Annotated in this window: 9 protein-coding genes; 5 read left to right on the forward strand and 4 right to left on the reverse strand. The window is 64.0% G+C overall.

What is annotated here, in order from left to right; translation table 11 throughout:
- Positions 1-301: 301 nt before the first annotated feature.
- Together AAF184_09570 and AAF184_09575 are read left to right on the forward strand one after the other, a co-directional pair.
- The gene (locus AAF184_09570) at positions 302-4,021 is read left to right on the forward strand and encodes a hypothetical protein (protein ID MEO0422571.1); all 3,720 of its coding nucleotides are present in this window, start codon (positions 302-304) and stop codon (positions 4,019-4,021) included.
- Between the two features lie 79 nt (positions 4,022-4,100).
- Positions 4,101-5,411 (forward strand): DUF1214 domain-containing protein, encoded by a 1,311-nt coding sequence (locus tag AAF184_09575; protein MEO0422572.1) that lies wholly within the window; start codon positions 4,101-4,103, stop codon positions 5,409-5,411.
- Here AAF184_09575 and AAF184_09580 read toward each other — a convergent pair.
- Together AAF184_09580 and AAF184_09585 are read right to left on the reverse strand one after the other, a co-directional pair.
- Positions 5,408-5,797, reverse strand: a complete 390-nt coding sequence (locus AAF184_09580) for a type II toxin-antitoxin system VapC family toxin (GenBank protein MEO0422573.1) — start codon at positions 5,795-5,797, stop codon at positions 5,408-5,410. The genes AAF184_09575 and AAF184_09580 overlap by 4 nt on opposite strands.
- Complete coding sequence (locus AAF184_09585; protein ID MEO0422574.1) at positions 5,794-6,030, reverse strand: hypothetical protein; 237 nt, start codon at positions 6,028-6,030, stop codon at positions 5,794-5,796. Before AAF184_09585 ends, AAF184_09580 begins: the two co-directional genes overlap by 4 nt.
- A gap of 254 nt (positions 6,031-6,284) precedes the next feature.
- On the opposite strand from AAF184_09585, the gene AAF184_09590 reads away from it, so the two are divergent.
- The gene (locus AAF184_09590) at positions 6,285-9,503 is read left to right on the forward strand and encodes a DEAD/DEAH box helicase (protein MEO0422575.1); all 3,219 of its coding nucleotides are present in this window, start codon (positions 6,285-6,287) and stop codon (positions 9,501-9,503) included.
- Between the two features lie 5 nt (positions 9,504-9,508).
- On the opposite strand, the gene AAF184_09595 is transcribed toward AAF184_09590, so the two are convergent.
- Positions 9,509-9,700, reverse strand: coding sequence for a hypothetical protein (locus AAF184_09595; protein MEO0422576.1), 192 nt, complete (start codon positions 9,698-9,700; stop codon positions 9,509-9,511).
- Positions 9,701-10,299: 599 nt separating this feature from the next.
- On the opposite strand from AAF184_09595, the gene AAF184_09600 reads away from it, so the two are divergent.
- Both AAF184_09600 and AAF184_09605 read left to right on the forward strand, forming a co-directional pair.
- The gene (locus AAF184_09600; GenBank protein ID MEO0422577.1) at positions 10,300-11,649 is read left to right on the forward strand and encodes a hypothetical protein; all 1,350 of its coding nucleotides are present in this window, start codon (positions 10,300-10,302) and stop codon (positions 11,647-11,649) included.
- Positions 11,650-11,936: 287 nt separating this feature from the next.
- Positions 11,937-12,674 (forward strand): hypothetical protein, encoded by a 738-nt coding sequence (locus AAF184_09605; GenBank protein ID MEO0422578.1) that lies wholly within the window; start codon positions 11,937-11,939, stop codon positions 12,672-12,674.
- A 248-nt stretch (positions 12,675-12,922) separates the two neighbouring features.
- Here AAF184_09605 and AAF184_09610 read toward each other — a convergent pair whose 3' ends face one another.
- Complete coding sequence (locus AAF184_09610; GenBank protein MEO0422579.1) at positions 12,923-13,618, reverse strand: hypothetical protein; 696 nt, start codon at positions 13,616-13,618, stop codon at positions 12,923-12,925.
- Positions 13,619-13,703: the final 85 nt, after the last annotated feature.

Here is a 13,703-nt window from a genome sequence, read left to right on the forward strand (position 1 = left end):
TCGCACCGGCACCACCCGGCAAACCCTGGTATGCACACAGCGCCTACCACGTTCGCTACCACGATGACTTGCTATTCCTAGGACCATCCCGCGCCGAGAACCGTTTCGCGCCGCGCAGGTACTCAGCCCCAGTATGGTCCAACGACGGAGTAGTCACATGAGATGTAAAGACGCGGCAATCTGGACATGGCTCCGCCGCCATCGCACCGCGGTCCTTGGAGCATTGTCCGCCGGCGCCCTCGTCGCATGTGGCGGAGGTGGCGGTGGAGCCGCGGCCCCCGTCGAGGACGCTCAGCAGCAGTTGCCCCCGAACAACGAGGCGCCCGTGTTCTCCGGAGTGTTGGCCGTGCAGGCGGAGGAGAACACCGATGTGCTCGTGCCGGTGGAGGTGGCCGACCCCGATGGCGATGCGATCACGCTGTCGCTTGCCGGCGGGGACGCCGCGCTCTTCTCCGTGGATGGGCTCGCAGTACGCGCCAACGCCCCCTTCGACTTCGAAGCACCCACCGATGGGGACGAGGATAACGTCTATCGCTTCACCGTCACGGCCAGCGACGGCATCGATCCGATCGACCTCGACTTCACCGTGACCGTCACGAATGCCTCGGACGTCGCCCCAGACTTCGCTGGAACCTTCGATGCCCCCGTCCCCGAGGGCGACATCGCCCTGCTGCCCTTCGACGTGTTCGACGCTGACGGCGACGCCGTAGCGCTGACGCTGGAGGGCGCCGACGCAGCGCTGTTCACCCTGGATGCCGAGGCGCTCACCGTCGAGGCGAACCAGGCATTCGACTTCGAGCTCCCCGTCGACGCTGACCGCGACAACGTGTACGAATTCCAAGTCATCGCGAGCGACGGCCTGGCGGCCACGGAGCAACCGTTCTCGGTCGAGGTGATCAACATCTCCGATAACGCCCCGGTGTTTGCTGGGGAATTCGAGCAGACGAGCACCGAGAACACGGCGGTCGACATCCCCATCGAAGTGACCGACGCCGACGGCGATGCCCTGACCCTCACCCTCGGGGGCACCGACGCGGCGCTCTTCTCACTGGATCCCGTGACCGCGACGGTCACCGCCAACGCGCCCTTCGACTTCGAGCAACCGGCCGACGCCGACGGTGACAACCTCTACGAGTTCTCCGTCACCGCCTTCGACGGCACCATCGCCGTCGAACAGGCCTACCAACTCGGGATCACCAACGTGGACGAAGGCTCACCCGAGTTCGATGGTGTGTTCGACGAGGTGGCCGCCGAGGGCGAGGTCACGGTGTTCACCATCGAGGCGAATGATCCCGACGGTGATGAGCTCACCCTGACGCTTGGGGGCGCTGACGCAGTCGCGGTCATCTTCGACCCTCTCGCCGGTACCGTCACCGCAGGTCCCTTCGATTTCGAGGTGCCGGCAGACGTCGACGCCGACAACCGCTACATCTTCACCGTGACCGCCGCGAATGACGGCGGGCAGTCCACCACCCAGACCTTCTCACTGCAGGTGCTGAACGTCTCCGACACCCCGCCGGTGTTCTCGGGCGATTTCGACGTGACCGCCGCGGAGAACGTGGCCGTCGACATCCCGATTGCCGTCAACGATCCGGACGGCGACGCGCTCACCGTCGAGCTCGCCGGTGAAGATGCCTCGCTGTTCACGCTGGACACCGACGCCCTCACCGTCAGCGCCGCGGCGCCCTTCGACTTCGAGGATCCGGCAGGTGCCGGCGGTGACAACGTCTACAACTTCTCCGTCACCGCCTCCGATGGCACCGTCGTCGTCGAACAGGCCTATCAGCTCGAGATCACCAACGTGGACGAGGGCTCGCCCGAGTTCGTCGGCGTGTTCGACGAGGCGGCCGCTGAGGGCGATGTCACCGTGTTCACCATCGAGGCCAACGACCCCGACGGTGATGCGCTCACCTTGACGCTCGGGGGCGCCGACGCAGCGGCGGTCACCTTCGACGCGCTCGCCGGTACCGTCACCGCAGGCCCCTTCGATTTCGAGGCGCCCGCAGACGTCGACGGCGACAACCTCTATGTCTTCACCCTAACGGCTGAGAATGACGGCGGACAGGCCACCACCCAGGCCTTCTCCCTGCAGGTGCTGAACGTCTCGGACGAGGCGCCGGAGTTCTCAGGTGACTTCGACGTGATCGCCCAGGAGAACGTGGTCGTCGACATCCCGATTGCCGTCGACGACCCGGATGGTGACGTCATTACCCTGGAGCTCGCCGGCGAGGACGCCGCGCTGTTCACGCTGGATGCCAACGGCCTCACCGTCAGCAGCACCGCGCCCTTCGACTTCGAGAATCCCGCGGACGTTGATGCAGACAACGTGTACACCTTCACCCTCACCGCAAGCGACGGCGTCGCCAGCACGGTGCAACCCGTTTCGCTGACGATCGAGGACATCGCTGAATCGGCGCTCGAGACGCTCGGGGCGATCGCCCTGGTGGGTGGTCAGGCGCCGCTGTTCGAATTCTTCTCCAGCGAGATCGTGTCCCTGGCCGATCTCAATGCAGATGGCCACGACGAGCTTGTCGTATCCGCGCAGTTCGCCTCCTCGGACCCCGATCTCGCTGAAGCCGGTCGCGTCACGATCCTGAACGGCGCGTCGTTATCCGCGCTCACGCAACCGGTCACGTCCGCATCGGATCTCCGGTCCGGCGATCGGGTGCTGATCGAAGGCCCGGAGCAGGAGCGCACCTTAGGTACAGCCCTCGCCACCGTGGCGATGCTCGATGGCGATGAGCTGCCAGAGCTGGTCATCGCCCAGGCCACGCCCGAAGTTGCCGTGATCCCGGGCGTGGCGTTGCGCGACGCACTCGCAGGCGACGGCACCCTCGACGTCGATGAAGTGGGCGACAGCGGCATGGTGGGCGGCGCCCTGGTGCGCAGCACGAACCGGGACGACCGCGGCGACTTTGGACGTGAGCTCACCGCGCTGGGCGACATCGACGGCGACGGCATCAGCGAGCTGTTCATCTGCGCCAAGAGCGCCGAGGTTAACGACGAGTTCCGCGTCGGCAGGGGTTTCGTGGTGTTCAGCACTAGCTTGGCCGCGACCATCGCAGCCAACGGGTCGATCGATCTGGCCGCCCGCGATCCCCTGCAAACGATCGTGCTGGAGGGCGAGGGCGACGACTTCGGGCTCTGCGACACCGTCGCGAGCGGCGGCGATGTCGATGGCGACGGCCTGGGCGACGTGCTCGTGGGCGTCTCCCCCGGCTTCGACGATCCTGGCCTCGACCGCGAGGCGTTCCTGATCTTCGGCGCAGCCCTCGCCGCCGAGCGCGCTGCCGATGGTGTGATTCGCATTGACGATGCGTTGGTGGCGGACGGTGGGGCGATTCGCTTCGCCCTCACCGAGCCGGACAGTCGCGCAGATGTCGGCGTCGCCCCCCTGGCCGACATCAACGGCGATGGGTTCGATGAGCTGCTCCTGGGCGACCGCCGGGCCCGGGGCGAACAAGGCGAAGCCTACGTAGTGTTCGGCGGTGACACGCTGGGCGCGGCCAGCGGCGGCGTGGTCAACCTCGAGGAGGTGGGGACGACCGTGGCCGGGGTGGTGATGCGCACGGACAGCACGATCGCCCTGGCCGGGAATCGAGTGACACCCGTCGGTGACGTCGACGGCGACGGCCGCACCGACATCCTCATCTCCGCCATGCGCGGCGGTGGTCAGTTCGACGATGGACGTGTCTTCCTCGTGTCCGGTAGCGAGCTGGTGAATGGCGCGCAGATCGACCTGGCGGAGATCGGGGCAGACCCTGAGGAAGTGGCAGTGTTGCCCGCCCGCGGTGTGGAGATCGCCGATGTGCCTCACAGCTTCTTTTCGGAGCCGCCGATCATTGCGGCGGCCGGTGATGTGGACGGTGACGGACTCGATGACATTGCGATCGGTACCGAGCAGTTCTTCTTCGGCGAGGTCTACCTCATCAGTGGCCGGTTGCTCGCGCAGACGATGGGGCCTGGGGAGCGCCAGCAGCGCCTGAGCATCGTGCAGTTGCTCCCTGAGCTCGCGCCCTAGGAAACCTCTCCCGCCCGCCATCCCCGCGTTGCGCAACGCTAGCCGTACCTCGGGAATAGACACTCGATGAGGAATGAACATGACCTACGATCAGACGAACGAGACCCACGAGACCCAGAGCACCTACGACGACCACTTGAGGGTTGTTCAGAGCGAGGCCAGGCATCAGGCTGATCACGACTTGGCGGGGCCGCAGCTCTTCGCAAACGCCATTGAGCAAGCCCGGCAAACCATGCTGCTCGCCCCGTGGCTGCAGTACAGTGACAGACCAGACTTGGAGCAAGCTCACGCTGACCTTCAGCTCAAGCATCACATTGCAGCAGCACTGGACCAGGGCTTTGCGTTGAACGACGCCAGGCACCCCGAGTTTCGGCGGCTTGAAAGACACAACCAGTTTGGTTTGGTCAATCCAGACAATCTCTATTTTCTCGCGACCATAGAAACGCCCGGGACTTACATTATTCACGGCAAGCGAGGCAACGCTGCCGACTTGCAGATTCAGGTGGGCGCAGGCGAGCCTGGCTTCAACGAAAACCTGACCAGCCCGCTGCCCGTAAGCGAGCTTGATCTGGCCATGCTGAGAACCAAGTGCAATGGCGAGTTCAAGATCATCATTAGCGAGGCGCCTCCAGAGAAGCTGGCTGAGGGTGAAAACTGGTTGAGCAACACCAAGCGTGTCCTGCGTGCGAACAGTATCTTGATCAGAGAGAGCCTGATGGACTGGAGCACGGAAACGGGGAGCACGTGGCGTATCGAGCGATGCGACACCGTCGGCCAAAGCAAGCCACTCCCTAGCCCCGAGAGCGTCGATCAGCAATATGAACGCGCTGCCCAATATCTCACTGGACTGACTAGAGGTTGGGTCAAGTTTGTTGAGCTTCTGCGTACCAACCTACCTGCGAATGTCATGAGTCCGCCCCGGCAAACCGAACAGGGTCTCCCCGGTCAATTCAATGCCGCGGGTCACTTCCAACTCACCAGCACGAACGCTTTCGTCATTACCGTTCCAGAATCTGATGCGCGCTATCAGGGAATTCAGCTGGGCGACCTTTGGTTCAGCGCCCTGGACTACCGATATCACCAAAACAGCCTCACCACGAAACAGGCGCATCGAAGCGAAGACGGCAACTATCGCTTCGTTATCAGCCGGCGAGACCCCGGCGTCGAAAACTGGCTTGATCCAGCAGGCGCCTCTACGGTGTTCTCATTCATGCGTTGGCAAGGTGTGTCGTGCACCACGCAGAGGGTGGGCGCACCGTTGACCGAAGAGGTGCGGTTTAGAGATCTACAGGACGTCCTGAAGAACGAGCCTGTGTTCACGCCAGACCAACGCGCGAGACAGCTGCAAGAACGTCATCGCACCGCGCTCACCATGCCAAGAGGCTTCTAGGGAGTCAGGAACTCGCATAGCGTCTGCTGGGTGGCGAGCCTGCGGTCGAGCGTTGCCAAGGGCGCGCTCAGGCGCTCGGCGATCGCCACATAGCAGGCATCGTAGGCAGTGACGTTATCACGTAGCTCCCAGATACGCTCTAGCAAAGGGTGCAGTGGGGCGAGCTTCACGGGCAACTCAATCAACGCGGCCTGTGCATCATCGGCTTGTTCTGAGGAAACACTGCCGGAGCGCGCGAGGCGCCGCAAGACGTTGCTGACCTCCACCACGAGCAACTCTGGTGCGACAAGTTCGCCCTGCGCGAGTATGGCCTCGGCCCAGGTGCCTTGGCCGCCGTTGTCGACGAGCGCAGCAACCACCACGCTGGCATCAATGACCAGCGTCACTTGCGGTCGGCATCTCGTGCAGCGAGTACCTGCTCAGTCGACACTCGGCTGTTGTATCGGGCTTTGCGTTCGCGAACCGCATCGATCCAGCGATCTACTGAGGGGCTATGTGCCAAGCGCTCAAGCTCTTCCAGCAGGTATTCCTGCATGGATTTGCCCGCTTGCCGAGCCTTCTCGGCAAGACCGTCCCGGACCTCTTCAGGCACGTGTCGGATGGTGACGTTTACACTCATGCATGCACTTTGCATGCATTCAGCGGAAATGTCAACGGATGCACCGCACCTAGAAGCCTTGTCAGGCTCTCTAACGACTCACTCCAGGCCTGCGCCGGTGCGACGCGCTCCCTCGAGGGCCAGCAAGGCAATGGGCACACACCCACCTGTGTAGCTTGATCCTCCCTGGCGGTACGATACCTCCCACCACACCCCCAGCCAGCTCGCCACTCAAACAAAGGCACTCCGACTATCCGCCGTCCACAACACGATCCATGATCGACCCCAAGCTCCTAGACCCCGCCTGGTTGGCCGACGAGACCAGCGCCACCTCATTCGCCAGGGGCAGTCGCTACGCGCGCGATGGGCGCGCACGGGTAACCGGTACCCTCGTCGACTCCACTAAGGTGCTCCTCGCCGGCTCCTGCATCGGCAGCGCCGAAGCGCCCTACCGGCAGGAAGTCGAGATCTCCACCGATGGCTACGGGGTTCCCGTGCTGGACGGCGACTGCAGTTGCCCTGTCGGATTCAACTGTAAGCATGTGGTGGCCTTGGTGCTCACCTGGCTCGAACAACAGACGGATGCGTCTGCGTCCACCGATCGCGTAAGCGCCTGGTTGGATGAGCTGCGAGACAGCGACACGACAGCCGACGAGGCGCGCTCGGGCGCGACACCAGAGTCCCTGCTGTACCTGCTCAAGCTTGGGCAATACCCAGACGGGGAGGCGGCGATCGAGCTAGCCGTTTCCCGCCAGCGCAAGGATGGCGCCTGGACCAAGGGCCGTGTGGTCAGCCTGGCCAGCGTCGAGCGCATGCACTACCGCGGCTCGTACGTGCGCCCCATCGACCGCGAGATCCTGGATCTGATGCTGGTGGGCGGGCGCGACCACTGGACACAACGCACCCGCTTAGGCGGCATCACCGGCCACCTCGCGCTTCAGAAAATGGCGTCCACCGGCCGTCTTTACGTCGCTGAAGATCGGCTCGGCCCCCTGACGCGCGGCCCCGACCGCGAACTCACCGTGTCTTGGGCGCCCTGCGAGGGTGGCTATAAGCCCACGCTGGACGTGGCGGCCAGCATACGCGTGCTATTGGATCTACCCACCCCCGCCTACATCGACGAGACCACGTTGACCGTCGGCGACTTTGTCCTAGCTGAACACTTGACCAGCGATCAGCTCCAATGGCTACTGCGTGCGCCGGTGGTGGCAGCTGATCGCGTGGACGAGGTAAGCCGCCACCTTGCCCGTAGCGCCCCCGGCCTGCCAACCCCCGTGGCCGTACCGGTGGTCGACCTGCGCGCCCCGCCGCAGCCTTGCCTGATCGTGGACGTGGACCCGAGCACGCCCCTTAGAGGCGAGGCGCGCCTGTGCTTTCGCTACGGCCACGCGGGCGAGGTACAACTGGCGCCGACAGACGCACGCCAAACTCTGGTGATCGAGACGGACGGCGGACTGCTTCACGTGCACCGCGACGCATCTGCGGAACGCCAGGCTGCGCCGCGCCTCGCCGCCTCCGGCCTGGTGGAGATCAGCGAGGAGCTGTTCGTGCTCTTGGATGATGAGCCCGGCATCAGCCTGCGCCACGAGTGGCTCGACTGGTGGCACCGCGAAGCACCGAAGCTGCGCGACGAGGGCTGGGCGGTGGAGTATCGCGGGAAATCGGACTTCGGCGTGCGCCAGGCGAGCGCCCTCGCCGGCGCCATCGACGAGGGGGCCGGGGACTGGTTCAGCCTGCGCTTTGATCTGCAGGTGAACGGTCAAGATCTGCCCATGCTGCCGCTGGTCGCTGAGCTGCTCGAGCAATACCGCCCCGGGCAACTCCCCGACACGCTGTACCTGGAGGTGGAGCCCGGAGAGTTCGTGCGCGTTGACGCAGCGCTCATCGCGCCGGTGCTCGAGACCATCCTGGAGTTGCACAACAACGACGACAAGGAAGAACTCACCCTAGCCAAGGCCGACGCAGCGCGCCTGCTCGATCTTGGCGACCTCCCTATCCGCGGCGGCACCAGCCTGCGCCGCTTGGCCAACAAGCTTGCAGACTGGTCAGGCCTACGAACGGTGAAGCTCCCCTCCACCTTCAAGGGCACCCTACGAACCTACCAGCAGCACGGCGTGGATTGGCTGCAGTTCCTGCGCGAGTACGGCTTCAACGGCATCCTCGGCGACGACATGGGCCTCGGCAAGACCATCCAGACCCTCGCCCACCTGGCCGTCGAACGGCGGGCCGGCCGAATGGATATCCCGAGCCTCATCGTCGCGCCCACCAGCTTGATGAGCAACTGGCGCCGCGAAGCCGCGCAGTTCACACCGAAGCTGAAGGTACTCGTCCTCCACGGGCCACAGCGGGAAACCTGGTTCTCGCAGCTCGCGCAGTTCGATGTGGTGCTCACCACCTACCCGCTGCTGCCGCGCGACCGCGATACCCTGCTCGGCCAACCCTGGCATTACGTGATCCTCGACGAAGCCCAACACGTCAAGAACCCCAAGGCTCAGGCCGCACAGGTCATCCGCGGTCTCGACTGCCGCCACCGCCTGTGCCTCACGGGCACGCCGCTGGAAAACCATCTACGCGAGCTATGGACGCAGTTCGACTTCCTGATGCCTGGCTTCCTGGGCGACGCCGCGCACTTCGCCAACCACTACGCCACCCCCATCGAGAAGCACGGCAAGCGCGAGCGGCTGGAGGCCCTCACGCGCCGCGTACGGCCCTTCCTGCTTCGCCGTACCAAGGAGCGGGTGGCCAGCGAGTTGCCAGCAAAAAGCGAGTTCCTTCGCGCAGCGTCGTTCGGCACACACCAGGCGAAGCTCTACGAGAGTATTCGCCTCACCATGGAATCACGGGTGCGCAAGGCCATCACCGCCCGCGGCTTGGCCCGTAGCCACATCGTGATGCTCGACGCGCTGTTGAAGCTGCGCCAGGTGTGTTGCGACCCCCGACTCCTCCCCGCGAACACACCAGGCGCGGAGCGCGCAGGTTCAGCTAAGTTCGAGCTGCTGTTCGAGATCCTGCCGGAACTGCTGGAAGACGGTCGGCGCGTGCTGCTCTTCTCTCAGTTTACTTCTATGTTAGGCCTTATCGAGGAAGAGCTTCTCAAGCGAGACATCGGCTACAGCAAACTCACGGGCCAGACCCGACGCCGCGACGAGGCCATCGACAGCTTCCGCGAAGGTGAGGTGGACCTGTTTCTGATCTCTCTCAAGGCCGGCGGCGTGGGCCTGAATCTGGTCGAGGCGGACACGGTGATCCACTACGATCCGTGGTGGAACCCCGCCGCCGAGCGCCAGGCGACGGATCGCGCCCACCGTATCGGCCAACACCGGCCGGTCTTCGTCTACAAGCTCGTCACGGAGGGCACGGTGGAGGAGAAAATCATCGCGTTGCAAGCGCGCAAGCAGGCGCTGGCCGATGCCACCTACGGCCAGGGGGTGGCGCAGGACGAACCGCCCATCGACGAGGAAATGATCCGCGAATTGTTCCGCGCTGACGCCTAGCGAGCCTAGCGCACATTTCCCCGCACCGTGATCGAAACATCGTCCGAGTCCCCAAACCCTAGACCGAGCTGGGTCGACAGGCCTACGTCGGGAAGATCCAGCGCAACCACCTCGCCGGTCGTGTCGTTGCGGCACACGGCCGTGCGGGTGTCGATGACGAACAGGCGCCACTGCATCAAGGGTACGGGCGGTGGCATCCCGTCGATAGGGCCTCCGACGTCGCCCTGAATCGCCCCCTCACGGACCAATGATGGCTACACGCCAGGCGTTACTCGCCCTCACGGCCAGGGCGCCCCTTGCGACCTGCGGGGCAGCTGTCGCGGCAAGCGGTCGATTCGACATACCCAACGGAGGCGACTGACCGCTCACCTCCGGTTCGTAACATCTTGCTCGCCGCGCTCCCTCGCTCGCTAACGCCCCGCCATATACCTAATTTTCTCCATAGCTCTCGATTTTGTGAATATCGATATCCCCTCACGCGTGACGAAAATGTTAGTTGCCACCCTCGGTACGTCCACTTAACGTAAGCGCCGCCTACCCACTGCCAGGTGACGACAGCGCCCACATAGTCCCCATGAGCGGATGATTACGTGACTTTTGGCTAATGGGATTCATGGCCTTGTGATATCTGACACATAGCGTTTGCGACCACGGAAGGTCTGCCTCCAGCGTCACGGCGTCATCAGATCTCATGAGAACCCGACACGGAGACGATAAACGCAAGCTAAGGAGCAACGAAATGAATAGGCCGGCAATGCAGCGCCCCGTTGGCGCGGAAACCGATGGAGCACGAACGATGACTACCTCTACCCTCAATGCAATCATGCGAGCGGCGTGCCTCAGCGCAGCCCTCGTCGTCACCTTCACCGCAGGGATCGAGACGACGCACGCTCAGGAAGTGGACAGCGCGGAGGCCATCGCATCCCCCGGCGAGATCCGACGCCGCGCCGAGGCACGCCGACTTCTCAGGTCGACGGCACGGGATCTCGGCATCAGGGTCAGGGACCTCGTGGGTTCGCCGGATCGTTTCCCCGCCGAGCAGAACGTCTTCCTGCAGAGCACCGTCTCTGTGGCAGACCTCGACGATCCGGACGCCGCAACCGCGACACTCCGGCTCTGGAAGGGCATTCGCCCCAACGGTGAGATCGCGCACTACATCATCACCGAGAGTGCGCATTTCGATGTCGCGGAGATCATGGGCCTGAACTTCGCGCCCCGCATGATCAACGGTGTTGGCACGGAAGGCGCCATGGAGGTCACCATCGATGGTGCCGGGCGGCTCATCTTCCCCGGCGACGTGGACTTCAGTCCGACGCTCGAGGTGATCCCCGGCAACCCCGACAATCCCGACGAAGCGTTCCCGCCCGCGTTCGTACAGCCCGGTGCTGTGGCGGACGCCCTTTGGTCCTCGTTGGTCGTGACCCCCGCCGGCAACGTCTTCAACGTGCAGCAGGTGTTCAACAGCACCGGCGTACATGACCGCGCCACCGCCATCGACCTCGAGGGCGGTACGGTCACCTTGCAGCTGCTCGACGGTTTCCAGGGTGGTCAGCAGTACTACTACCACCTCGTGACGGACGCGTCGGCGCCGGAGCCGGCCGCCATCGAACTCGGTGTGTACGCGCCGCGTCTCGCCAACCTGCCTACCTTCGGTGTGTCGACCCCGGAGTCCACATCGACGCTGTTCGGCTTCTCGCCTGTCGTCAACGGCATCACGGACCTGGACTCACCCGAGCGACAGAGCCTCGGCTTCACGATTACCCAGACCGTACCCGGTACGTTCTTCCCGATCGGTGTCGGTGACATCCCCGCCGGTACGGCCGAGCGCCCCGTTGACCCCATCAACGTCTTCCCGTTCGACCCCGTCAACAACCAGGGGCAGCTGAACAACTACTCGCCGATGTGGGACGCGCACCTCAACATGTGGACGCAGGAAGCCATCGATCAGGGCCTGCGTCGCCGTATCGTCAGCTTCGATGATCTGCGCAACCTGGTGGAAGCGGGGCTTGTGACCAGCTTCGCAGAGAACGGTCCCAGCGATGGCTTTGTCGCGGGCCTGAACTCGGCCGAGGCCATCATCAACTGCCCGGTGATCGCTCAGCCGTTGTTCTCGCCGTCGGTGGGCCCGGCTGTTCCTGGCGAGTAAGCGTCGCCTCGCTGCAGGGCGTACGGCGTGGGCATCGCCCCACGTCGTGCGCCCGCGGCTTCTTTGTCGCTGCGCTCGAGCGCGCGGCGCATGTCTCGCCGGGGTAACCCACTTAGCTCAATTTGGAACGAGGACAAGCAATGAAAACGCTGGTTCGTCGCCAGCTCGGACGCTTAGCGCCCCTACCCCGATGAGCCGAATCACGCAGCTTTCGCGCCTAGGGATATGCAAGCCCATGGCGAAGACCACGAGCGTCGTCATCGCCCCAGTATCCCGACGGAGTCCCCATGATTAGTCTTTCCGGCATCAATGCGAAGTTGTTCGAATCACTCGATCCTAAGCTGATCAGCACGCCGATCCTGGACTCGGCCGGGCTGCAGCAGGCGCTACAGACCCTCGGCAAGGGCGCGCTCAACGATCTGGCCTTCCCGGACGACCTGCTAGAACGGCTTCAAGACTCAGATGATCCCACCTCAAACGCGGACAACTCGGACGTGTGGGATGCCTATGTCTCCCAAATGGCGAACGATCCCGACGAGACGGGAGCCTCGGTGCGCGAGCTCGACGCAGCGCTGCGCGAACTGGCCACGGACCCAGCGCGCGTCGACAGCGCCGAAGTGGATGCCCTGGTGGCCAACCTCGCCGACGGCCTGCCTGTGGGGGATGCCAGCGCTGGGCAGATCACCTCTGCCTTAGGCGGCGGCGTGCTCACCAACATCAAGGAGTCCATTGGCAACCTGCAGCAGATGCTGGAGGGTCGCCTGGAGACGCTGGGTGAACTCTCCGCCGAGGACGTCTCCGGCGCCGTGGACGAACTGCGCGAGGCGCCGTCAGACGAGGAGGCCGTGGTGGACGCCGCGCCGGAGCAGACTTACGAAGTGGAACTGGTGGAGGACATCGAGGAGGTGGACGCGCTGGACGCCACTGTCATCGACGCGCAACCCGACGCGTGGTTCGCCCCCGAGGACAGTGATCCGCCGGGGGATGACGGCACCGACGTGAGGAGCGATGTGCTCACCGACTGAGCCTGCGCGCGGATGCCCTGACCACCACCGCGACGATGTCACCGGGGCTTAAGCGTAGAACTTCGCGGCGAGAGCTGGGTAGCAGGGCGACAGCGTTACAGTGGATCAGCTCGGTGCCGTGCAATGCCCCGTTCTTTTGAGTGGGCTGTCACGTTTTCCAACGGTAGGCCGAGAAGCGGGCGATGCTCGGGAGCACGAGAACGAGCGTTAGGTGCTAAAGGCGAGGATACCCCGCGCTACCCGTGCTCTTAGTTGCCGCGGCTTTCGCTCTCTAGCCAGAAGATATCGAACAGTTTGTAGCCGCCGGAACTACCTGAAGAGCGGTCCACGAACTTGGGCACGACGTAGTGGATGTGGGGTTTCGTTTCGAAGCTCGTGCGGGGGTGAGGCGTAACGGCACCGCCCGAGACGGTCATGGGGAAGCTCTTGACGACACGCCCTTCCACCTCGACCACGAACCTGTAGTTGCCTTCCCGGGCGAGCAGTCCTTCCAGCGTGAACGCGTAGTTACCCACGGGGCTCTGGGGGGTGGCGAGGGATTGCCAGGGGCCTTGTCGATGGAAGTTCTTACCCGGTTGGAAGGGATCGCCGCTTTCCTCAACCTCCATCTGAAAGGGGAAGGAGGTGATGGGCTCGCCATCCTTGTCCACGCTCATCACGTAGCTGCCCGCCTCCCCGAGACTCAGGGTGGGCACTCCGAGGGAACCGAGACCGTCGAAGACGGGATACTCAGTCCACTTCTGCACTTGCAGGGAAGCCTTGCCTTTCACAGCTCCGCTCCGATCGCGAACCACGAGCTCGTAGGTCGCGTCCCCCTCAGGCGGAAAGACGAGACACAGACCGTCCGCCAAGAAGTTCCCATTGTTCTTGTAGAAGCCGACGTCGAGCAGCGAAACGAGTTCGGCCGAAGGCTGTTGGGCCTGGAGCGACGAAGCGAGGAGCATGATTGCTCCGGCGAGAAGGGAAGCGCGTCGATATTGCATGGCGGTGAGCTTATCAGCGAACAGACCGCACGGAAACGTGGGGGGC

Source organism: Pseudomonadota bacterium, assembly GCA_039815145.1.
GTDB lineage: Bacteria > Pseudomonadota > Gammaproteobacteria > Steroidobacterales > JBCBZW01 > JBCBZW01.

What these genes read in the sequence shown, in the direction of transcription:
- AAF184_09575 (MEO0422572.1), top strand. Translation starts at nt 4,101, where the DNA reads ATGACCTACGATCAGACGAACGAGACCCACGAGACCCAGAGCACCTAC.
- AAF184_09585 (MEO0422574.1), bottom strand. Translation starts at nt 6,030, where the DNA reads ATGAGTGTAAACGTCACCATCCGACACGTGCCTGAAGAGGTCCGGGAC.
- AAF184_09590 (MEO0422575.1), top strand. Translation starts at nt 6,285, where the DNA reads ATGATCGACCCCAAGCTCCTAGACCCCGCCTGGTTGGCCGACGAGACC.
- AAF184_09595 (MEO0422576.1), bottom strand. Translation starts at nt 9,700, where the DNA reads ATGCCACCGCCCGTACCCTTGATGCAGTGGCGCCTGTTCGTCATCGAC.
- AAF184_09600 (MEO0422577.1), top strand. Translation starts at nt 10,300, where the DNA reads ATGACTACCTCTACCCTCAATGCAATCATGCGAGCGGCGTGCCTCAGC.
- AAF184_09605 (MEO0422578.1), top strand. Translation starts at nt 11,937, where the DNA reads ATGATTAGTCTTTCCGGCATCAATGCGAAGTTGTTCGAATCACTCGAT.
- AAF184_09610 (MEO0422579.1), bottom strand. Translation starts at nt 13,618, where the DNA reads ATGCTCCTCGCTTCGTCGCTCCAGGCCCAACAGCCTTCGGCCGAACTC.